Annotated in this window: 17 protein-coding genes; 14 read left to right on the forward strand and 3 right to left on the reverse strand. The window is 66.5% G+C overall.

Features of this window, described 5'->3' with window-relative positions:
* Positions 1-182: 182 nt before the first annotated feature.
* The 5 genes from CR156_RS08565 (at position 183) to CR156_RS08585 (ending at position 7329) form a co-directional block, all read left to right on the forward strand.
* Positions 183-2546 (forward strand): DNA translocase FtsK, encoded by a 2364-nt coding sequence (locus CR156_RS08565; RefSeq protein WP_100552503.1) that lies wholly within the window; start codon positions 183-185, stop codon positions 2544-2546.
* Positions 2547-2582: 36 nt separating this feature from the next.
* A complete protein-coding gene (locus CR156_RS08570) occupies positions 2583-4523 on the forward strand; it encodes a DUF3857 domain-containing transglutaminase family protein (RefSeq protein ID WP_100552504.1) in 1941 nt (646 codons plus the stop codon).
* A 110-nt stretch (positions 4524-4633) separates the two neighbouring features.
* Entirely contained in the window at positions 4634-5272 is a 639-nt protein-coding gene (gene lolA, locus CR156_RS08575; RefSeq protein ID WP_100552505.1) for an outer membrane lipoprotein chaperone LolA, read from the forward strand.
* A 269-nt stretch (positions 5273-5541) separates the two neighbouring features.
* Entirely contained in the window at positions 5542-6840 is a 1299-nt protein-coding gene (locus tag CR156_RS08580; protein WP_223880159.1) for a replication-associated recombination protein A, read from the forward strand.
* A gap of 87 nt (positions 6841-6927) precedes the next feature.
* Positions 6928-7329 carry a DUF805 domain-containing protein gene (locus CR156_RS08585; protein WP_100552506.1) on the forward strand — a complete coding sequence of 134 codons (402 nt, stop codon included), beginning with the start codon at positions 6928-6930 and terminating at the stop codon, positions 7327-7329.
* Between the two features lie 84 nt (positions 7330-7413).
* On the opposite strand, the gene CR156_RS08590 is transcribed toward CR156_RS08585, so the two are convergent.
* On the reverse strand, positions 7414-7788 hold the full coding sequence (locus tag CR156_RS08590) for a hypothetical protein (RefSeq protein ID WP_100465333.1): 375 nt from the start codon (positions 7786-7788) through the stop codon (positions 7414-7416).
* Positions 7789-8058: 270 nt separating this feature from the next.
* Between CR156_RS08590 and CR156_RS08595 the strand changes: the two genes are divergently transcribed.
* The 9 genes from CR156_RS08595 (at position 8059) to CR156_RS08635 (ending at position 18182) form a co-directional block, all read left to right on the forward strand.
* Positions 8059-9087, forward strand: a complete 1029-nt coding sequence (locus CR156_RS08595) for an alpha/beta hydrolase (RefSeq protein WP_100552507.1) — start codon at positions 8059-8061, stop codon at positions 9085-9087.
* Positions 9088-9208: 121 nt separating this feature from the next.
* Positions 9209-10588 carry a Vgb family protein gene (locus CR156_RS08600; protein ID WP_100552508.1) on the forward strand — a complete coding sequence of 460 codons (1380 nt, stop codon included), beginning with the start codon at positions 9209-9211 and terminating at the stop codon, positions 10586-10588.
* Between the two features lie 50 nt (positions 10589-10638).
* Entirely contained in the window at positions 10639-11685 is a 1047-nt protein-coding gene (locus CR156_RS08605) for a heme/hemin ABC transporter substrate-binding protein (RefSeq protein ID WP_100552509.1), read from the forward strand.
* Positions 11682-12725: a FecCD family ABC transporter permease gene (locus tag CR156_RS08610; RefSeq protein ID WP_089241109.1), complete on the forward strand. Its 1044-nt coding sequence runs from the start codon at positions 11682-11684 to the stop codon at positions 12723-12725. The genes CR156_RS08605 and CR156_RS08610 overlap by 4 nt, the downstream gene beginning before the upstream one ends.
* Positions 12722-13483, forward strand: coding sequence for a heme ABC transporter ATP-binding protein (locus CR156_RS08615; RefSeq protein ID WP_100552510.1), 762 nt, complete (start codon positions 12722-12724; stop codon positions 13481-13483). Before CR156_RS08610 ends, CR156_RS08615 begins: the two co-directional genes overlap by 4 nt.
* Before the next feature lie 68 nt (positions 13484-13551).
* A complete protein-coding gene (locus tag CR156_RS08620; protein ID WP_100552511.1) occupies positions 13552-14301 on the forward strand; it encodes a hypothetical protein in 750 nt (249 codons plus the stop codon).
* A gap of 403 nt (positions 14302-14704) precedes the next feature.
* Complete coding sequence (fusA, locus tag CR156_RS08625; protein WP_100552512.1) at positions 14705-16747, forward strand: elongation factor G; 2043 nt, start codon at positions 14705-14707, stop codon at positions 16745-16747.
* A gap of 295 nt (positions 16748-17042) precedes the next feature.
* The gene (locus CR156_RS08630; protein WP_025877210.1) at positions 17043-17315 is read left to right on the forward strand and encodes a hypothetical protein; all 273 of its coding nucleotides are present in this window, start codon (positions 17043-17045) and stop codon (positions 17313-17315) included.
* Positions 17316-17426: 111 nt separating this feature from the next.
* Positions 17427-18182, forward strand: a complete 756-nt coding sequence (locus CR156_RS08635; protein ID WP_100554115.1) for a SapC family protein — start codon at positions 17427-17429, stop codon at positions 18180-18182.
* Between the two features lie 2 nt (positions 18183-18184).
* On the opposite strand, the gene CR156_RS08640 is transcribed toward CR156_RS08635, so the two are convergent.
* On the reverse strand, positions 18185-20512 hold the full coding sequence (locus CR156_RS08640; protein ID WP_243381752.1) for an ATP-binding protein: 2328 nt from the start codon (positions 20510-20512) through the stop codon (positions 18185-18187).
* A complete protein-coding gene (locus CR156_RS08645) occupies positions 20509-21201 on the reverse strand; it encodes a response regulator transcription factor (protein WP_331273760.1) in 693 nt (230 codons plus the stop codon). The genes CR156_RS08640 and CR156_RS08645 overlap by 4 nt, the downstream gene beginning before the upstream one ends.
* Positions 21202-21456: the final 255 nt, after the last annotated feature.

Genomic DNA, 21456 nt, shown 5'->3' on the forward strand with positions numbered 1-21456 from the left:
CATCCTTGGCTGGTCATAGAGTGGCGGCTGGGGCAGGGCGATTCAAGCCGATGAACAGAACAGCGCCATCCACGGGCGGTTTCGGGTCCTGTCCCCGCTTGTGCGGCAACGGATAACTGAAAACTGACGCCGTCTCGTTTATTATCAAACACTAACAGCACATTCCAAAGGTATGGTCTAAGGTGGCGAAGCAGGTCCCCGAACGCTCCAAGTCCGACGACAAAAAGGCATCGCGTCGCACGGCGGCAGCGGCCACGACCGACAATCCACGCCGTCAGCGCCTGTGGCGAGACCTGGGTCTGATCGCCATCGCGCCGGCGCTGCTGTATCTGGCTGCAAGCCTTTTCACCTATTCAGCGACGGACCCGGGCTGGTCGCACACGGGCAGCGTGGTCGCGCCGGTACACAACATGGGCGGCCGCGCGGGCGCGTGGATCGCCGACGTGCTGCTGCAGCTGTTTGGCTATATCGCCTTCCTGCTGCCGGTGGTGCTGGGCGCGCTGGCCTGGATCGCAATGTTCGGCCTCAAGCGCGAGAGCAAGGGCGAGAACGATCTGGACCCCGCGTTGCGGCTGGTCGGGCTGGTCGGCTTCCTGATTGCCGGCACCGGCTTCCTGCACGTGCGCCTGTTCAGTGGTGACGTGTCCCATGCCGGCGGCATTCTCGGCAAGCTGGTCGGCAATTCGCTCAGCGTCGGCTTTGGCGCGCTCGGGGCGAACCTGTTCGTGCTGGTGCTGCTGCTGGCCTCGATCACCTTGGCCACAGGCCTGTCCTGGTTCGTGGTGATGGAGAAGATCGGTCGCGGCGTGATGTCACTGGCGCCGTTGCTGGAGCGCAAGAAGGAGCAGGCCACCGAGTGGCAGCAGACCCGCGTGATGCGCGAGGAGCGCCAGGAAGTGCGCAAGGCCGATGCCGAAGTGCGCGCCAAGCGTGAGCCGGTGAAGATCGAGCCGCGCCCCGAACCAGTGATCGAAAAGAGTGATCGGGCCAAGCGCGACAACCAGATCCCGATGTTCCGCGGCGTCAATGGCGATGGCTCGGACCTGCCGCCGCTGGCCCTGCTGGATGATCCCAAGCCGCAGCCCGTGGGCTATGACAAGGAAACCCTTGACGCGCTGTCGCGGCAGATCGAGTTCAAGCTCAAGGATTTCCGCATCGATGCACAGGTGGTCGGCGCCAACCCCGGCCCGGTCATCACCCGCTTCGAGATCGAGCCGGCGCCGGGCATCAAGGTCAGCCAGATCAGTTCGCTGGACAAGGACATCGCCCGCGGCCTGTCGGTCAAGTCGGTGCGTGTGGTCGATGTGATCCCGGGCAAGTCGGTGATCGGCCTGGAAATCCCCAACGTCACCCGCGAGATGATCTACCTGTCCGAGCTGCTGCGCTCGAAGGAATACGACAAGTCGGCCAGCGCCCTGACCCTTGCACTGGGCAAGGACATCGCCGGCCGCTCGACCGTGGCCGACCTGGCGCGCATGCCGCACCTGCTGGTGGCCGGTACCACCGGCTCGGGCAAGTCGGTGGCGGTCAATGCGATGGTGCTGAGCCTGCTGTTCAAGGCGTCGCCGAAAGACCTGCGGATGCTGATGATCGACCCGAAGATGCTCGAACTGAGCGTCTACCAGGGCATCCCGCATCTGCTGGCGCCGGTGGTCACCGACATGAAGGAGGCCGCCAACGGCCTGCGCTGGTGCGTGGCCGAGATGGAGCGCCGCTACAAGCTGATGAGCGCGGTAGGCGTGCGCAACCTGGCCGGCTTCAACAAGAAGGTGAAGGACGCGCAGGACGCTGGCCAGCCGATGATGGACCCGCTGTTCAAGCCGAACCCGGAGCTGGGCGAGGCACCGCGGCCGCTGGAGACGCTGCCGTTCATCGTCATCTTCATCGACGAATTCGCCGACATGATGATGATCGTCGGCAAGAAGGTCGAAGAGCTGATCGCGCGCCTGGCGCAGAAGGCACGTGCGGCCGGCATCCACCTGATCCTGGCCACCCAGCGCCCGTCGGTGGACGTCATCACCGGTCTGATCAAGGCCAACATTCCTACCCGCATCGCCTTCCAGGTCAGCTCGAAGATCGATTCGCGCACCATCCTCGACCAGTCCGGCGCGGAGACGCTGCTCGGTCACGGCGACATGCTGTATCTGCCGCCCGGCACGGCGATGCCCGAGCGTGTGCACGGCGCCTTCGTGTCCGATGAAGAAGTGCATCGCGTGGTCGAGCACCTCAAGGCGATGGGCCCGGCCGACTATGTCGACGGCGTGCTGGACGAAGTGCAGACGATGGGCGATGGCGTGGTGGTCGGTGCGACCGGCCTGCCGGAGACCAGTTCCGGCGGTGGTGATGAGTCCGACCCGCTGTACGACGAAGCGCTGCGCGTGGTCACCGAGACCCGTCGTGCATCGATTTCCGGCGTGCAGCGTCGCCTGAAGATCGGCTACAACCGCGCAGCGCGACTGATCGAGGCCATGGAAGCGGCCGGTGTGGTCAGTTCGCCCGAGCACAACGGCGACCGCACGGTGCTGGCACCGCCGCCGCCGAAGTAAGCCCTGCCGCATTCCCGACGTCCAAGGAACCGACGCATGCTTCAACCCGTTTCCTGCGCGCTGGCGCTGGCCTGCCTGCTGGCAGCCGGCCCGGCGCTGGCCGATGCCGCCGCGACAGCCGTACCCGCGGTCGCGCCGCCATCCACCGGCAGCGATGCCGAGGCCAGCAACAACTTCAGCTTCGTCCGCTATCGCGCCGACTACCAGGTGCGCCCTGATGCCGGCAACGTACAGACTGAAACCTACGAGATCCTGCTCAAGACCAAGGCCGCGGTGGAGCAGTTCAGCCAGGTGCGGTTGAGCTACAGCGAGAAGATGGAAACGCTGGATGTGGTCAACGCCTACACGCTGACCGCCGACGGCCAGCGCCGCGAGGTGCCGGCCGATCGCATCTACACCCAGGAAAGCTATTCCAGCGCCTCGGCGGCGATGTATGCCGACCGCAAGGTGCGGGTGATCGTGTTCCCCAACCTGGCGCCGGGTACGCGGCTGTTCTACCAAGTGCGGCGCACCCAGCTGACGCCGTACTTCCCGGGCTACTTCGGCCTGTGGGAAACCTTCAATGTGTTCACCCAGTACGACGATGCCGAAGTGACCCTGAGCGCGCCGGCCAACCTGCCCATGCACGTGGACAGCCGCGGCGTGCAGGGCAGCGATCGCCCGGTGGTGAAGAACGGCCAGGCGACGTGGCGCTGGCGCTACCAGCGCCGCGAACCGATGCAGGCGCAGAACTGGTCGGCGGCGGTGTGGGAGTTCGGGCCGAACATCATGGCCAGCACCTACCGCGACTGGGCGCAGATGGGTCGCGCCTATCAACTGAAGGCCGGTCCGGCCGCGCAGGTCACGCCGGAGATCCAGGCGCTGGCCGACGAAGTGACTGCCGGCATCAGTGACCGCCGCGCGCAGGCCGATGCGCTGTACCGCTGGGTCGCGCAGAACATCCGCTACGTCGCGGTGTACCTGGGTAACGGTGGCCTGGAGCCGAACAGTGCGCAGAGCATCCTCGACAACCACTACGGCGACTGCAAGGACCACGTAACGATTCTTGAGGCGCTGCTGGCGGCCAAGGGCATCACCAGTTCGCCGGTGCTGATCGGTGCAGGTGGCGGCCCAACGCTGCCGAAGATTCCGCTGCTGGGTCGCTTCAACCACGCCATCACCTATGTGCCCGAGTTCGATCTGTATCTGGACTCGACCAGTGCCTGGGCGCGCTTCGGCCAGCTGCCCGATGGTGATCTTGGCGCGCCGGTGCTGCACACCCGCGATGCGACCCTGGCGCGCACGCCGGCCAACGATCCGCAGCGCAACGCGACGGTGATGGACGTACGCTTTACCTTCGACGCACAGGGCAATCTGCGTGGCGAGACGGTGCCGCAACTGAGCGACAACGCCGAGATCGGCATGCGCGCACAGTTCGCCCAGCTCAATGCGCAGAACCGGGCGCGCGCTGAAGAATCGATCATGGCCGCGTCCGGTTTCGATGGCCGTGGCCAGCTGCAGCTGCAGGGTGTACCGGTCGACCTGACCCGGTCGTTCGGTTATCGCATGGCGTTCCAGGCCGAGGATTACGTGGACTTCGACGTGGCCGGCGGCATGGCCGTACCCGATCCGCCGGGTGGCGAATCGGTGCGCGGGCTTTATGCCAGCGCCTCGGCACCGGACAACGAGACGCCGTTCTACTGCAATGCCAGCCTGCGCGAGGAAACCTATCGCCTGCAGTTCCCGGTCAATGCCCCGATCATCGCGATTCCCGGCAGCCAGCGGTTTGCCAATGCGGCCGGCGAGTACCGGGTCGACTGGAGCCGACAGGGCCAGGAAGTGACCGTGCATCACCGCCTGCAGCAGAACGCGGTGCGCGGCGCCGAGGCGCTGTGCCAGCCGCAGGACTATGCCGCCTTCCGCGCGCTGTTCCGCGAGGTGCGCCGCGGCTTCCGTGGTCAGGTGCTGTACGGCAAGCTGCCGGGCGCTGGCGGCTGAATCGCCGATCAGCGATCAGGGCGTCATAATGGCGTCCTGATCGCCCATTCATCTTTTGCCGGGCACACTGGCACCCAACTTTCCTGGCCGCGCGCCCACAGGATTCCTGCATGAACCTTCGCCTCCGTCGTTTCCTTGCCACCACCACCCTGGCCGTGGCCTGCGCCGCCGCCGGCAGCGCCTGGGCCGGCGCCCGTGATGACCTGAAGACCTTCACCACCGGCCTTAAGGGCCTGGATGGGCAGTTCAGCCAGCAGGTGTTCGACAGCCGCGGCAAGGTCAAGGAATCCACCAGCGGCCGCGTCGCCTTGTCGGCACCGCGCCTGTTCCGCTGGGAGTACGTGCGCCCGCATGAGCAGCTGATCGTGGCCGACGGCAAGAAGGTCTGGATGTTCGAGCCGGACCTGGAACAGGCGACCGTGCGCGAGCAGGGCAAGGAAGAGCAGAACAGTCCGCTGACCGCGCTGATCAACCCGGCGCTGCTGGAGCAGCAGTACGACGTAAGTGAAGAGGCCGCACAGCGCGATGGCCTGCAGTGGCTGTCGCTGTCGCCGAAGCGCGATACCGAAGCCAGCTTCCAGTACGCCGCACTCGGCTTCAACGCGCAGGGCCTGGCGAAGATGGAGATCACCGACGCCGTGGGCCAGCGCACCGTGATCAGCTTCAGTGGCTGGAAGCGCAACCCCAGCTTCGCCGCCAACACCTTCCGCTTCACCCCGCCGGCCGGCACCGACGTCATCGGCAATTGATCGTGGCCGCCGGGCATGGCCCGGCGCTACCTGCTCTGGTGGGTGTCAACCTTCGCCCTTGGTGGGTGTCAACCTTGGTTGACACGCTTTTGATCTGCCGGCCAGCGGCCGGCACTACCGATCCTGATCCGCCTCGCAGGGCCCGGCACTACCGCCCCAGGTAGGTGCCAACCTTGGTTGGCACGCTCTCGCGGTACAATGAGCACGTGCCAAGACATCGCTCCACTTCATTCCCCGGACCCGATCTGCTGAGTGTCGATCGGGAACACATGCGCCCGCTGGCCGAGCGCATGCGCCCCCGCACCCTGGACGAAATGGTCGGGCAGAAGCGTCTGCTCGCGCCGGAGAGCGCGCTGCGCCGCGCGGTTGAATCCGGGCGCGTGCATTCGATGATCCTGTGGGGGCCGCCGGGCTGCGGCAAGACCACGCTGGCGTTGCTGCTGGCTGAATACTCCGACGCCGAATTCCGTGCCATTTCCGCGGTGCTGTCCGGCCTGCCGGAGGTGCGCCAGGTGCTGGCCGAGGCGGCGCAGCGCTTCGCCGAAGGCCGTCGTACCGTGCTGTTCGTCGACGAAGTGCATCGCTTCAACAAGGCGCAGCAGGATGCGTTCCTGCCGCACATCGAGCGCGGCACCATCCTGTTCGTTGGCGCCACCACCGAGAACCCGTCGTTCGAGTTGAACTCGGCACTGCTTTCGCGTTGCCGCGTGCACGTGCTGGAAGGCGTCTCGCCGACCGACATCGTTGAAGCACTGGAACGTGCGTTGGGCGATCGTGAGCGCGGCCTTGGCGAGGAACACATCGAGGTTGCGCCGGAGCTGCTGCTGGAGATCGCCACTGCCGCCGATGGTGACGTGCGTCGTGCGCTGACCCTGCTGGAAATCGCTGCCGAACTGGCGGGCGGGGAGGGTGGTCGCATCACCCCGCAGACCCTCACCCAGGTGCTGGCTGACCGTACCCGTCGCTTCGACAAGGGCGGCGAGCAGTTCTACGACCAGATATCGGCGCTGCACAAGTCGGTGCGCAGCTCCAATCCCGACGCCGCGTTGTACTGGCTCACGCGCATGCTCGATGGTGGCTGTGATCCGTCGTATCTGGCACGTCGACTGACCCGCATGGCCATCGAAGACATTGGCCTGGCCGACCCGCGCGCGCAGAGCATGGCGCTGGAGGCGTGGGACATCTACGAGCGGCTGGGCAGCCCGGAAGGCGAGCTCGCCTTCGCCCAGCTGGTGCTGTACCTGGCCAGCACCGCCAAGTCGAATGCCGGCTATGCCGCCTTCAACCAGGCCAAGGCCGATGTGCGCGACAGCGGTACCGAAGAAGTGCCACTGCACCTGCGCAATGCACCGACCAAGCTGATGAAGGAGCTGGGCTACGGCGCCGAGTACCAGTACGACCACGACGCCGAGGGCGGCATCGCGCTGGACCAGACCGGTTTCCCCGATGCGATGGGCGAGCGGGTGTACTACAACCCGGTGCCGCGCGGGCTGGAAATCAAGCTGAAGGAAAAGCTGGACCGGCTGCGCGCTGAGCGCGAGGCGGCGAGGGCGGCCAAGGGCGCATAGCCCGGTTCGCTTCATGCAAGGTTTCTCATTGCCCCGCCCGCCAGCATTTGGCAGACTGCGCGGCCCTGTTTTTCAAGGAACGATGCCGTGCAGGAAATGATGCTGCCGTTGAAGCGCTATGCCCAGTTCGAGGGTCGCGCCAACCGCCGCGAGTATTGGATGTTCCAGCTGTTCCTGTTGCTTGCGGCAACCGTGGTAGCCGCGCTTTCGCTCACGGTGGCGCTGGTTGCCGGCCTCGTCCTGGAAGCTGATTCCAGCTGGATGGCCGGGATCACCATCGGGGCGCTGGCGCTGGTGGGTCTGCTCTGGCTGGCCACGATCGTGCCGCTTATCGCAGTGACCGTGCGCCGCCTGCATGACTGCGGCCAGTCCGGCTGGCTGTATCTGCTGGCCCTGGTGCCGGGTGGTGGCCTGGTGATCCTGATCTTTGCGCTGCTACCGGGTACGCCGCAGGACAACCCGTACGGCCCTGTGCCTACTGGCCCCTGAGGTCGCCAACGTCGCCTCATGCAACGAAGCCGGCTCTGAGCCGGCTTCGTCGTTTCTGCGCTGCTGTCAGTGGTGCCGAGCTGCTTACTGCAGAACGCAGTCTCCCAACGCCAGGTAATCCGATCCCGAGCTGAACTGCAGCGTGCAGCTGGCGGTGAAGGAAACGCCTTCCTCCATCGCTGCGAGCTTGGCGTTCTGCTCGTCATCGGAAGCGGTCAGTCGGGCCAATACCTGGCCATCTTCGTCGCCCGCCTCAAGGACCGGCTCGCCCTGCAGGTTGCTGGAGGCGCCCAGACTCACCGCCGTGAACTGCACGGTCTGGTTGAGCTCTTCCAGCCCGAGAGAGGAATAGCCAGCCTCTTCATAGGCCGAATACAGCCCGGCAAGGCTTGGCGCGGCGTGGCCGGCCAGCGGAGCGAGGAGGCCAACGGCAAGTGCGATCAGTGCTTTGTGCTTCAAGGTGTTCTCACAATCATGGGATCCGATCCCACGGGGGTTGTGGAGCTGATGGGCGGGGGCCAGGCAGGCACCCGCGGAGGCGGGGCGATTCCTGCGCCCCGATGGCACGAAAAGTAGATGAACACGGACTTCCGGCGCAAGCGCTGGCGCACGTGCTGGCGCGCGCGTGATACACAGTGTGACGTTTGATCGATGTGATAATCATTCGCGTTTAAGGTAGACTGCGGTCCCTTGTGAACCGGTGGCCGTGTGCCGCTTTCGCCGTCACTGATGAAGTCTTCCGTCCTGCCGCCGCGCCGTGGCCCGCTGGTATCCGGCCTGGCCGCCTTGATGATGGGTCTGCTCCTGGCTACCCCGTATGCATATGCGCAGCAACGCAATCCGCTGCAGAAGATGGGCCAGACCGTGCTCGACGCACCGGCGGCCAGCTATCGCTTCGAGCGTTTCGTGATCGACAGCCCCGACCAGCAGCGACGCTGGCGGGTAAATGTTGCGATCCCGGCCAAGGCCTCGAAGACCCCGGCGCCGGCGCTGTACGCGCTGGACGGCAACGCCGTGGCAATGGTGCTGGACCAGCCGCTGCTGGCCGAGCTGGCCGCACGCAAGGCGCCGCCGGTGCTGGTGCTGATCGGCTACGACAACGATCTGCGCATCGATTCGGCTGCGCGCACCCGCGACTACACCGCGTGGATAGATCGCGCCGATGACGAAAGCGGCAAGACCCAGGCCGTCGGCGGCGGCGCGGCGGCGTTCCTGGACATGATCGAGCGCCGCATCAAGCCTGAAGTCGAGCGCCGCGCCAACATCGATCACCAGCAACAGGCGCTGTGGGGTCACTCGCTGGGCGGCCTGTTCGTGCTCAGCAGCCTGTACACCCGTCCGGCCGCCTTCCAGTACTACCTCAGCGCCAGCCCGTCGTTGTGGTGGAGCCAGGGAGCGCCGCTGGGCGACGTCGAACAGCAGTTCGTGCAGAACGCACACGGTCAGCCCGCGAAGGTGTGGCTGATGCTGGGCGGCGCCGAGCGCGTCGGCGACCGCGGCAAGCGCGACATGAGCAATCCGCGCGTGGTCGCGCATCTGCGCCGCATTGGTGGCGCCACCCCGGATGCGGCAATGCAGCTGTCCGAACGCCTGGGCAACGTGCCGGGGCTGAGCGTGCAGTACCGCGAGTTCCCTGGTCTCGGCCATGGCCCGATGCTGCCGGCGTCCTTCCACGCGGCGCTGCATGAACTGTATGGCGTGACCGATCGCAGTGCCGGTGACGGCCAGTCAACCGGTGGTGACAACGCCGCCGAATGAATCCCTCGCACGGCAGTGCCGTGCGACCCCACTACCCAGGCGGACTGTCGACGTGCAGCGGCCAAGGCAACCGATGAATCCCGCGCCACGAGGCGCGGCCTACGTGTGCAAGGAGCCTTCCATGTCGTTCCGTCCGTCTTTCCGTCTCACTTCCCTGGCTGCCGGCCTGCTGCTGGCAGTGACCGCCACCGCGCAGCCGGTGTTCGACCAGCCGGCCAGCGCCACCTTCAAGGGCCAGGTTGTCTCACGCGGTGAGAACGTGGTGCCCGGCAGCACCGCCGACGTCACCGGCCGCGGCTTCGTGCCGGGCCAGCAGGTCAGCCTGCTGCGCGGCGATACCGTGCTCAACAGCCAGCCGGTGGTGGTCGATGCCGATGGCAACTTCAAGACCCAGCTGGCCATTCCGGCCGACGCAGTGCCGGGCACCCACCCGGTGGTGGTGCGCGCCAGCCAGCCGGCCGCCGCAACCGTGCTGAAGCTGCGCGTGTCGCCGCAGTTGCCGCTGTCGGGCCAGGCGCAGTTCGCCACCCAGTCCAACAAGCTGGTGCCGGGCCTGTACCAGTCCGCCTACAGCGCCGCCAGCAACGCAGTGTTCGTGACCTCGGCCGTCGGCCGCCCGCCGGTCACCCAGTCGCAGCTGCTGAAGCTGGACCCGAAGTCGCTGAAGGTGACCAAGGCCATCACCCCGGCGCAGGTGCCGGGCAGCACCAACGGTGCGGTGTTCGCGGTGTATGGCGTGGGCGTGGATGATGCCAATGGCAACGTCTGGGTCAGCAACACCCGCCAGGACACCGTGGCGGTCTATCGCCAGGCGGATCTGTCGCTGGTGCATCAGTTCCCGGTCGGCACCGTGCCGCACGCTCGCGACGTCGTGGTCGACAGCACGCACGGCAAAGTGTTCGCCTCGGCCACCGGCGAAGACCATCTGTCGGTGTTCGATGCGAAGACGCTGAAAGCGCTGGAGCCGATCACCCTGGCCTCCGGCGTGGACGACGAGAAGTTCGTGCCGATGAGCCTGGTGCTGGATGAGCCCAGCGGCAAGCTGTTCACGGTCAGCATCGGTACCCCGGAAGCGGCGGTGATCGATGTGGCCAGCGGCAAGGTCGACAAGGTGATCGACCTGGGCAATTCGATCAGCGCCTCGGGCGTGGCCTTCGATGCCCAGCGCAATCGCCTCTACGTGGCCTCGCAGGGTACTGACAACCTGCTGATCGTCGACGTGGCCAGCGGCAAGGTCGTGCACGACGTGCCGGTCGGCGCCGGCGCGCTGAACGTGGCCTTCGATGCGAAGAGCGGCCTGGCCTACGTCACCAACCGCGGCGCCGGCACGGTCACCGCGGTTGATCGTGATGGCAAGGTGGTCGGCAACCTCGATGGCGGCACCTTCCCGAACCACGTCCGCGCCGATGGCAAGGGCAATGTCTTCGCCGTGAACAAGTCGCGTGGCGCTGAAGATCCGAAGGGTGACCGCATCACCCGCATCAGCCTGCGCCAGCCGTAAGCCACAGGGCAGGGCGGCACCCCGCCGCCCTGCCAGCAAGGAGAACCTGCATGAACATCGCTTCCCGCCTGCGCCTGTGCGCGCTCCCGCTTGCCTTTTTACTGGTGCTGGCCGCCTGTGGCGACAAGGCACCGCCGTCTTCGGGCAACCCCGACGCAGCTGCGCCGGCTGCCGCCACCGCCGAGGCCGGGGCACTTCCCGCAGGCTGGCAGCGGGTGGCGGGCAATGACGTGCCGACCCTGCCGGGGCAGCAGGCGGTGTTGCCGACCAAGGTCCAGTCCGACGATGGTGCCGGTGTGGAGGTGGACGACACCAGCCGGATCATTGCCGGCGGCGACGACATCATCGCGGTGATCGAAGCGCTGGGACTGGGCAAGCAGGTGTTCGCCGCGCCGACCAACACCACGACTCAGGCAGGCCTGGCTGCGCCGCATCAGTTCCTGTTCAACCGCACGACCGGCGTGGAAGGCGTGCTGAGCCTGCAGGGCTCGTTGTTCATCGGCAACAGCCTGCGCCGCCACACCGAGCTGGCAAAGAAGCTGCGCGAAGTGGGCGAGCCTGCGGTGGTGATTGATGACCTGCAGCCGGCACCGGACAAGGTGCGCAAGATTGCCGCCGTGCTCGGCGTGGCCGATGCAGGGCAGACCCTGGCCACCCAGGTGCAGCGTCAGCTGGATGAGGCTGCCGCGATCGGCAAGGGCCTGGGGCATGCGCCGCGGGTGATCCATGTGTCGGCGACGGGTGCAGGCGGTTCACCGACCGTGGCCGGTGCCGATAGCGCGTCGGCCAAGCTGATCGCGCTGGCAGGCGGCATCAACATCGGCACCGAGGCCGGCGTGGCCAACTATTCGCAGCTGAGCAACGAAGGCGTGGTCGCGGCGGCACCGGAGGTAATTCTGGTGACCGAGCATGACCTGCAGTTGTTCGGCGGCGCCGAGGGCCTGTGGAAGGCCTACCCGACGCTGAAGCAGACCCCGGCCGGACAGGCCAACCGGGTCTGGGTGATGCCGGATGCGCAGCTGAAGTACGCCAGCATCGGTTCCGGTGCGGGCGCGTTGGCCCTGGCCCGGGCGCTGGCGGCGCTGCCGAAAGCATGAGTCCTGCGGATCGACGCCGCCGTCGCGGGCGGACGATGTTGTTGATTGCGCTGGTCGCGTTGCTGGGTGCGGTGCTGGCGTCGTTTGCCGTGGGGCCGCTGCGGCTGCCGCCGCTGGAAGTGATGCAGGCGCTGGCGGTAAAGCTGGGCCTGCTGGATCCGCAATCGGTCAGCAGCCGTGACCTGGCCGTGGTGTGGCAGCTGCGCATTCCGCGTGCACTACTGGGTGCCATGGTGGGGGCGGCGCTGGCGATGGCCGGCGCCAGCCTGCAGGGACTGTTCGGCAATCCGCTGGCCGATCCGGGCATCGTCGGCGTCAGTCAGGGTGCTGCGTTGGGCGCGGTGGCGGCGATCGTGCTCGGTGCGGCGGGCGCAGCCGGCTGGCTGGTGCCAGTGGCGGCGTTCGGCGGTGGTGCCGCCGCGATCGGACTGACCTACGCACTGGCACGGCCGGGCAAGGGCAGTGGCAACGCCACGCTGTTGCTGGTGGGCATTGCGATGGCCGCCTTCTGCTCGGCCCTGATCGGCTTCCTGACCTACATCGCCAACGAAAGCGAGCTGCAATCGCTGGTGTTCTGGCAGATGGGCTCGTTGGCGCGTGCCAACTGGGCTGATGTGGTGGCGGTGCTGCCGCTGTTTGCCATCGGCGCATTCGCGCTGCAGCGCCTGGCCACGCCGCTGGACATGCTGGCGCTGGGTGAGCGTCAGGCTCAGCACCTGGGGCTGGATGTGGCACGTACACGGCGCCTGCTGGTGGCGTTCAGTGCACTGTTGGTTGGCTCTGCCGTGGCATTCGCCGGGTCGATCAGCTTCGTAGGGTTGGTGGTGCCGCACGTGGCACGCTTGCTGGTTGGCCCCGGCCATCGATGGCTGCTGCCGTTGTCGGGCCTGCTGGGTGCGCTGCTGATCGTGGTGGCCGACACTGCTGCACGCACATTGGACCCGCCTGCCGAGATTCCGCTGGGCCTGTTCTCTGCCGCGCTGGGCGCGCCGTTCTTCCTGTGGCTGGTGCTGCAGCAGCGTCGCAAGGCGGCCGCATGAGCGCATTCCTGCAATTGCGCGACGTGGTGGTGCGCCGCCAGCAGCGCGAGATCCTGCATGGCATCACCCTTGCGTTCCAGCCGGGCACGGTGACCGCGCTGGTGGGGCCCAATGGTGCCGGCAAGTCCACCCTGCTGGGTGTGGCGGCCGGCGATCTGCGCGCCGACGGTGGCGACGTGCATCTGCACGGACGCCCGTTGCGCGACTACAAAGCCGGGCCACTTGCGCGCGAACGTGCGGTGATGCCGCAGGAGCACGGCGTGCGCTTCGCCTTCAGCGTGGAAGAAGTCGTGGCGATGGGGCGCCTGCCGCATCCGCCGGATCCGCAGGTGGACGATGCGCAGGTGGAAAGCGCAATCGATGCTGCCGAACTGCAGGCACTGCGCCTGCGCGAAGTGCAGCAGCTGTCGGGCGGTGAATCGGCGCGGACCACCTTCGCCCGTGTGCTGGCACAGGACACGCCGTTGCTGTTGCTGGATGAGCCCACGGCTGCGCTGGATCTGCGCCATCAGGAGCGCACCCTGCGCAGCGTGCGTGCCTGCGCCGAAGCGGGCGCGTGCGTGATCGTGGTGCTGCATGACCTCAACCTGGCGGCCGGCTACTCCGATCGCATCGTGCTGCTGGAACAGGGCAGGGTGGCTGCTGACGGCACGCCATCGGAGGTGCTGACCGAGGCCAACCTGCAGCGCGTCTACCAACAGGACGTGGTGGTGCTGCAGCATCCGCGCCGCGGTGTGCCGTTGGTGGTGGTTACCTGAGGCGAAGCGGGCATGCCAGGTTGTGCCGCGTATCATGTGCGGCTCGATTTTTTCAAAGGAATGGCCTGATGAATCTCTCCCGCCCGCGTTGCGCCCTGTTTGTCGCCTTGATCGGCGTTGTCGGCGCTGCAAACGCCGCTGCGACCACCAAGGTTTCGTTGATGACTGCATCCGAGCAGGCGTCGCTGATTGAGACACGGCATTCGACCGGCGAGGGTGCAGCGGTTTCATCGTTCACCACCGAGTACTTCGGCAATGGTGAGATCGGCATGGCCTGGGAGGACAAGCGTGTGCTGCTGTTGTGCAAGAATGCGGCCTACCTCAATCTGCCTGGGATGAAGCCCGACGCCAGCAAGCTGTCGGTCGAACAGCGGCAGATGGTGGCGTACGAGGCGATGATGGCCGGCTTCGGCGGCATTGCTGCGCTGGGCGCGGTCACCGGCGAGTCGATCGAAGTGGCCGATGACGGCACCGAGACGCGTCGCCCCGGTGAATCCACATGGGCCTACGGCGTGGAGCGCTACGAGGTGGCGACCCAGCGCATGCCGGATGGCGTCCTGCGTGCGCGCGTGCGCAAGCAGGCGACGGTCAACAACGCAAAGCCGTCCGCGCCGGGTGACACTTTCAGTACCGATGAAGACCAGGCGGCGCGCCTGGCCGAACTGGCGCCCACCGGCAGCTGGACCGAAGTGCTGATCCATGGCGGTCCGCGCAAGCCGCGCACCGACCCGGCAATGTCCCTGAAGGGGTGGGTGTCGACCGTCGAGCAGCAGGCGGCGACCGTGGGTGATGCTCGCCGTCTGCACGACTGCAAGTAAGGCGCCTGTTGGCCTGCGTAGCAGCCACCCATGGGGTGGCTCTACCTTGGGGCTCATCGTTCCATCCATGCGCGCAATATTCACTTGCGCGCCAGACTGACAGGTCTAGAATGCGCCGCATGAACCGGATGCCGCTCCTGAAGTTTTTCACCCTGACCCGCGCAAGCGCGGAACGGGCGTGTCTGCCTGGAGCCCCACGAGGCCGCTGATCGCGGCCTTCGCTGGACCATCCACAGAGCGCCCTCCGGGGCGCTCTTTTCGTTTCCGCCTTCCATCCCTTAACCCGCTCGACCGCAAGGAGAACGTGCCATGCACCAGATCGCCGAGACCGAACGTCAGCCGCACACCCTGTAGCCAACCGGGGTGTGCGGCCCCCGAAGTTGGCCCAGCAGGAACCCATCTCATGAACACCAATACCCAGACTCTGTCGCGTCTTCGCAACCTCGGCATCATTGCCCACATCGACGCTGGCAAAACCACCCTTACCGAACGCCTTCTGTGGAAGACCGGCGAGATCCACCGCGTCGGCGAAGTGCACGACGGCAACGCGACCACCGACTTCTCGGCGATCGAACGCGAACGTGGCATCACCATCGGCGCTGCTGCCGTGCACGCGCAATGGGCGCCGCGCGATCTGCCGCTGCACCAGCTGACCCTGATCGACACCCCCGGCCACATCGACTTCGCCATCGAGGTCGAGCGCTCGCTGCGCGTGCTCGACGGTGCCGTGGCCGTGTTCTCGGCCGTGGACGGCGTGCAGCCGCAGTCAGAAACCGTGTGGCGCCAGGCGCGCCGGCATGGCGTGCCGTTGATTGCGTTCGTCAACAAGATGGACCGCATCGGCGCCTCGTTCGAGCGCGTGCTGGAGCAGCTCCAGGACAAGCTGCGGGCGCGCCCGTGGGCGCTGGGTATGCCGCTGGGTAGCGAAGGTGACTTCCATGGCTGGGTCGACCTGGTCGATGGCCGCGTGCTGCATTGGCAGGACGGAGGCGCGGCGACGGTGACGGCATGGAGTGACGCCGAGCGCGCGCAATGGCAGCCGCAGCGCAATGCGCTGGTCGAGGCCGTGGCCGACCATGACGATGCGCTGGCAACGGCGTGGCTGGAAGGCCGTGACATCGACGCGGCGATGCTGCGCGCAGCGATCCGTCGCGCGACCCTGTCTGGTGCCGGCGTGCCGGTGCTGGCCGGTGCCGCCTTCAAGGACAAGGGCATCGAAACGCTGCTGGATGCGGTGGTCGATTACCTGCCGTCGCCGCTGGATCGTCCTGCCGTTACCGCTGAAAGCGAGGGCGGCGACGTCCTGCTGCCGCCGGACCCGGACGGCCCGTTGGCGGGCCTGCTGTTCAAGATCACCCACCAGCAGCACGGCGCCTTGAGTTTCGTGCGGCTGTACTCGGGCACCTTGAAGGTGGGCGACAACGTGGCCAGCTCGCAGCACCCGCAAGGGCGTCGCATCAGCCGGCTGGTGCGCGTGCAGGCCGACCAGACCCAGGACATCGGGCAGGCCGTGGCCGGCGACATCGTTGCCGTGCTGGGCTGGAAGGATGCGGTCAGCGGTGAAACGCTGAGCGGGCGAGGGCAGCCGTTGCTTCTGGAGAGTATCCAGGCGCAGGCCCCTGTGCTGGCATGGCGGTTGGAACCGGCGCGTGCGGCTGATCTGATCCGGTTGGCGCAAGGTCTGGCCAGCCTGGCCCAGGAAGATCCCTCGTTCCGGGTGGAAACCGATCGCGATACGGGTGAAACCCTGGCCTGGGGCATGGGCGAGCTGCACCTGGAAGTGATGGTCGAACGCCTGCGCAGCGAGTGGAAGCTGGACATCGGCATTGGTGCGCCGCGCGTGGCTTACCAGGAGACGCCGCAGCGTGCCGTTGAAGGTGTGGTTGGCCGATTGGTCAAGCAGACCGGTGGCCAGGGCCAGTTCGCGCACGTGGTGCTGGATGTGGTGCCGCGCGACGACGGCGAGGTCGTGTTCAATGACCGCATCGTTGGTGGCGTGGTCCCGCGCAACTTCATCGCTGCGGTGGAGAAGGGCGTTCGTGCCGCGCTGTCGGAAGGTCCCCAAGGCCACCCGGTAGTCGGCATCGAAGTCAGCCTGGTGGATGGCCAGACCCATGCGAAGGATTCGTCGGAGATGGCGTTCCATCGGGCGGGCAGCGAGGGCATCAAGGCTGCACTGGCGGCCAGCGGTACGCAGTTGCTGGAGCCGGTGATGGCGGTGACGGTGCATTCGCCGTCCGCCTCGGTGGGTGACGTGGTGGGCGATCTGAATCGTCGCCATGGCCGCGTCGCCCGCATCGACGACCAGGACGGTCGCGCCGAAGTCAGCGGTTTCGCGCCGCTGGCGCAGCTGGTCGGTTACACGACCTCGCTGCGTTCGCTGAGCCAGGGACGGGCCAGCAGCGAATCGCATCTGCACGGCTACGAGCCGGTGCGTGCGTCGTAAGGAAGGAGCAGGGGAGCCCGTTCGCGGGCTCCCTTTTTTTTGTGTATTGGCGGGGGCTCATCCACGCATGGCGTGGATCTACTGATCTTGTAGTGACGGGGTCCGTATCCACGCATGGCGTGGATCTACTGCACAGCTGGCCTTCGGTAGATCCACGCCATGCGTGCATGGGTGCCATCCGTGCGCCACTCACTTGCACTGCATTGCAACAAAACTGCAGAAAAAGCTGGATTAAAGTGATGCCTCACGATAAATTGCGCACCCCCCGTTGCTTGCCGCCGCCCGCACCCTGCCCATGCGTGATGACAATGATCCCGGAACCCTGGAGCTGACCCTGCCGCGCAAACGCGGTCGGCCGCCCAAGTTCGGGTACGCAATGAGCGACGCGCAGCGGGCCGCGCGCTATCGGGCGCGGCGCGCAGGGCAGGCCAATCACGCTGATGTGCGGCACTGCAGCGACATGGTCCTGCTGGACAAGATCCGCGCGGCGGTCAGTGCGCGCGACACCGAACTGGCCGGCTTCCTGGTCCACGTTCTGTGGCAGCGTTACCCGTTGCAGCTGAAATAAGTCGGCCGCGGGGTGGCCGTTGTCACCTGCCTTGTTGATAATGCGGGATTCAGGTTGTTCCCGCTGGCGCGCCCGGGATGGCAGGCGCGCATGATCGACATGGTTTCCACGATGACCACCACCAGCGACACCACCACCGAAGCTGCGCCGAGCAGCGCGCCCTTGTTCTACACCCGTCCGGTGCCGCTGCAGGCAGACCTGCACGCCGATCTGCGCATCCTGCCGGGCAAGCTCGAATTCGCTGCCAGCAGCAACTCGATCCCGCTGGTGCTGGGCGAATTCTCGCTGGCGCTGCACCACTTCCCGATCCTGTTCGCAGGCCCGAGCGCGGTGCCGATGGCCGCCGTGGGTGTGACCACCGACAACCTGTTCATCACCGATGGCCTGTGGGACGACGAGACCTACATCCCGGCCTACCTGCGCCGCCATCCCTTCATCTTCATCGACACCGGCGCGGACAATGACTTCCTGCTCGGCATCGACGAAGACAGCCCGCGCGTTGTCCGTGGTGGCGAAGAAGGCCAGCCGCTGTTTGTCGATGGCAAGGCCACCGACATGGTTCAGCAGGCACTCGAGTTCTGCGGCCAGTTCACCCGCGAACACGAACAGACCCAGGCGTTCTCCAAGGCGCTGGTCGACAACGGCCTGCTGGTCGAGCGCAATGCAACCGTGCGCCTGCCCGATGGTCGCGAGTTCAACCTCAACGGCTTCTTCGTGGTCGACGTGGAGAAGTTCATCGCGCTTCCGGACGCGACCGTCGTCGAATGGCATCGCAACGGCTGGCTGGCGCTGATCCACCAGCACCTGATGTCGCTGGGTCGCTTCAACGACCTGACCCGCCGCCAGGCGGGCCGCAACGCCGCCTGATTTCAGGCCGCCGGCGCGGTTCCCGCACGCCGGGAGCCGCGCCAGCCTTGCATCTCGGCCAGTACCTGGCGCGCATCGTCCCACCTGGGTGGCACGCAGTCGCCCAACTCCCAGAGCTCACCGGCAAGCGCCGCCATGCCGCCCGCGCCGAGCATCTGCAACGCCCCTTGCAGTCGATGCGCGTGATGGCGCAGCCGCACGGCATCGCAATGACCGATCGCTTCATGCAGGCATTGCAGTTCGCGATCGATGTCTTCTTCGTAGGCGGCCACCAGTTCCTGGGCAATGCCCTCGCTGGTAGTGGCGGTCACAGGCTGATCGAGAGCCCGCAGCAGCGCATCGATCTGCAGCGGCTTGACCAGTACCGCATCGATACCGGCCGCCTGGCAGCGTAGTGCGTGGTCGCCACCGCTGAAGGCGGAAAGCGCAAGCAGCCGGGCACGAGGCGCTCCTTCTGCCTCATGCAGCCGTAATTGCCGGGCCAGCGAGTAGCCATCCATTCCCGGCAGGCCGATATCCAGCATCACCAGCGGGCAGGGCGCCTCCTTCTGCAGTGCCAATGCTTCGTCGGCGTTGGCAGCCTCCTGCACCGTCGCGCCCCAGCACCGCAGCTGGGCTGCAATGACCTGTCGGTTCAGCGCGTGGTCCTCGACCAGCAGGATGTCCATGCCGTCCAGCCGGGGCAGGGCGGCCGCTGTTGAAGCGTTCTGCGCATCTTCCTGCACCGGTTGCACGGGCAGATGAACAATGAAGCGGCTGCCACGTCCATGCACGCTATGAACATCCAGAGTGCCGCCCATGGCTTCGGCCAACGTGCGACAGATGGACAGGCCCAGCCCGCTGCCACCGCGCTGCCTGCCCGCGTCGGCCTGCCGGAAGGGCTCGAACAGCCCAGCCATCTGCGCTGGCGTGATGCCGATGCCGCTGTCGATGACTTCCATCAGCAATGCTGCGGGCTTTGCTGGTGCGTCCAGCTGCAGGCGCAGTTCAATGCCGCCTACATCGGTGAACTTGACGGCATTGCCGAGCAGGTTGTCGAGCAGTTGCCGCAGGCAGTCCGGGTCTGTCGCCAGCAGCGGGAACGGCGTCTGCGGCAGGCAGAGCTGCAGGGTCAGAGCTTTCTTCTGCGCCTGGGGCGCGATGGCCTGCAGTGCCTGCGTGCAGAGTGCGGGAACGTCGCAGGGCTCTCGCTTTGGCCGGAAAGTGCCGCTGGCCAGGCGGGAGAAATCCAGTGTGCGATTAAGCAGTCCGCGCAGCGCGTGGCCCGCATTTGCAGCGGAGGCCACCAGTTCGCGCTGGCTGGCCGGCAGTGGCGCTTGCCCCAGCAGGTCGATTGACGCCATGACGGCCTGGGCGGAATTGCGTACCTCATGGCTGATCATGCCGGTCATCTGTGCGTGCTTCCGTTCACGGCCCTGCTGCTGGCGCAATCTGCGCACAGCCAGCAATGGAAGCGTCAGCAGCAGGGCAGCGGCTGGCAATAGCCAGAGCGTGGCGCCATCGAAACCTCCGCGGGCCTTGTGGCCGAACGCGGTTGGCAACGCCTGCTGGGCCCAGCGCTGCAGGAGCTGGGCATGTTCTTCGATGGTGATGTCATCCAGTGCTGCCTCGATGCGCTCAAGCAGCTCCTGGTCTTCGCGCCTGGCAAGCAGGTGCAGCTGGGTCGGAAAACTGGCGTCGAGCACTTGCAGGCGCAGGCTGTGGGAAAAGTAGCGCCGCGCCATCGCACGCGCGGTGGATTCCAGACCGATCGCTGCGTCGGCAATGCCAGCATCCACCGCAGCCAATGCCGCCCGCATGCTGGGTTGGGGCAGCACGGGCACTGCGGGATAGTGCTCGGCCAGCCACGCCGGATAGGGGCCGCCGTCAACGGCAGCGATCCGCAGCGTGCCGGCATCGGCAACCCGCCGCGGCAAGCGCTCACCGATGCGGCCGGCAAGCACGCTCGCGCCGCCATGAAAGCTGCGCGATGGCGCCAGGCTGGGGCAGGGCAGGTGCGCCCCATCGCCAGCACCCTGCACCAGCACCAGATCAGCCCGTCCCTCGCAGACGGCACTCATCGCTGCCAGGGTGCTGGGAAAGGGAACTTCAACGAAGGCCAGGCCGGAATGGCGGGCAACGAGCGCAGCATAGCCATGCGCCAGCGTCTGCAGCACTTCCGTGTTGGCGGCATCTTCGGGGGCAGGGTGCAGGGTGGGTCCCGCGGCCACCCGGACCTCGCGCCCAGCCGCCCATTCTCCGTGCTGGATGTCGCCGGCAGACGTGCAGGGAAGCAGTGTGAGCAGCGCCAGCAGCAGGGATTTGCGGGCGCGCTTCAACAGCGCGGTCACAGGGCCTCCAGCTGCTGCCGCATGGCGAAGATCTCCGCGTCGTTGCGCAGCCCCAGCTTGCGCAGGGCGGCAATCTTCTGCGTGCTTACGGTCTTGACGCTGCGGTGCCGGTGCAGGGCAATCTCGGAGACGGTCAGCCCGTCCAGAACCAATCGAATGACCTCGCGCTCATTCCGGCTCAGGGCATCGCAGGGCGTCAGCAACTTGCACGAAGGCGGTATCCGGCAAAGTCCTTGCGAGACGCGCACAACCGCGTCGGAGAGTTCAGCCAAAGGCTCGGATTTGCCGACAAAGCCGCTGATTCCCGCATCCAGCAGGTGGTTGATGATCGCCACCGAATTCTGCCCGGCGAAGCCAAGCAGCGTTACCCGCGGCAGCGCCTGTCGAAGATGCTGGACGAGCTCGGCGCCGCTGATATCACCCGGCGCCAGGGTGATGTCGATGATCGCCACATCCGCGCGGCACTGCTGCAGGGCCAGCACGAAGGCCTGGCTGTCACTGTGGCTGGCGACGATCTCGAAGCGGCTGTCGTTGCCGAGATGAAAGGCCGTGCCGCGGCGGACGACGTCATGGTCATCGAGCAGCGCCAGGCGAAGCCGGCGCGGTGCAGGGAATCCGTTCATGCGCAGCAGTGTTGTCAGCGCCGAGTGGCGTGGCGCCCATTCTGGCGCTGCTGTCGCGTCGAGCATCGAAAACGTTCGATTTTTGAGACTTTTCCTAGAGCGGAGTTGGTAAAAGCTGGAGCTCTGTGTCGGGAATGGCGCTACGCGGGTCCGTCAGCGCAGCCTGTTGCGTCTTTGATCATTGCAATATTCGTGAAGCGCTCGTTGCCGTTTTCGCATGCGGCGCTCCCGAATCCGGGTGTGGCGGCGCCTATTAACGTGACGCGTCACGCTCGATGGGCGCGCCAACGACAGCGGAGCCTCAATGAACTTAAAAAAGGG

Source organism: Stenotrophomonas lactitubi (genome assembly GCF_002803515.1).
Classification (GTDB): Bacteria; Pseudomonadota; Gammaproteobacteria; order Xanthomonadales; family Xanthomonadaceae; genus Stenotrophomonas; species Stenotrophomonas lactitubi.